Origin of the sequence: Catenulispora yoronensis (assembly GCF_039531695.1) — a bacterium.
Classification (GTDB): Bacteria; Actinomycetota; Actinomycetes; order Streptomycetales; family Catenulisporaceae; genus Catenulispora; species Catenulispora yoronensis.
This window is the reverse complement of record NZ_BAAAQN010000239.1, coordinates 1-538: the sequence shown is the minus strand read 5'-3', so window position 1 is coordinate 538 and position 538 is coordinate 1. Positions and strand designations below refer to the sequence as shown.

Annotated in this window: 1 protein-coding gene and 1 pseudogene; both read right to left on the bottom strand. The window is 42.2% G+C overall.

All coding sequences use genetic code 11. The features are described from left to right. Positions 1-312: pseudogene (locus tag ABD481_RS47065) on the bottom strand (conjugal transfer protein); the annotation flags it as partial. Continuing rightward, the coding region (locus tag ABD481_RS47060) for a hypothetical protein (RefSeq protein ID WP_344672388.1) at positions 309-538 on the bottom strand (230 nt) is incomplete at its 5' end. The gene ABD481_RS47060 and the pseudogene ABD481_RS47065, both read right to left, overlap by 4 nt.

Here is a 538-nt window from a genome sequence, read left to right as displayed (position 1 = left end):
GTCGCGTTCGAACACCACAGACAACTTATGGCCGCTGTTAATAAAGGAATTCGACAAGGAGTTTGATAGGTGCATGATGAAGTCATTAAACGACTTCTCGTCAAACGATGATTTAGCGCCCTGAACCTCAATAACGGTAAGAAAATCGTTGTTCTTAGTGGTCAGAATGTACGGAGCCCTGATTTCAGGATGCTCAACGCGATCCTGCGACGTAAGCCCTACAACCGTTGTCAAATCACAGTATTTTAACGAGTCATTTGATGTCAGATTGCGTGAGATACCTTCGATCACATCCTCAAAGAAAGAAATCATTTAAAACCTCTCTTACCCTTGTAAATTTCATTCCAGTCACTTACATCCGGCAATTCGTCTGACTCTGCAACAGAAGCGACAAACTCATCGTCAAAATTCATGGGAAGTAACTGATGGTGTTTTTTTATCAGGTGCAGTAAATCGTATCCATCATCACTGCCGGTTTCGTTTAGAACTACGTCAGTTGTGCTGAGCAATATCTGTTTAAGTTTCTGCGCCTTTTCAC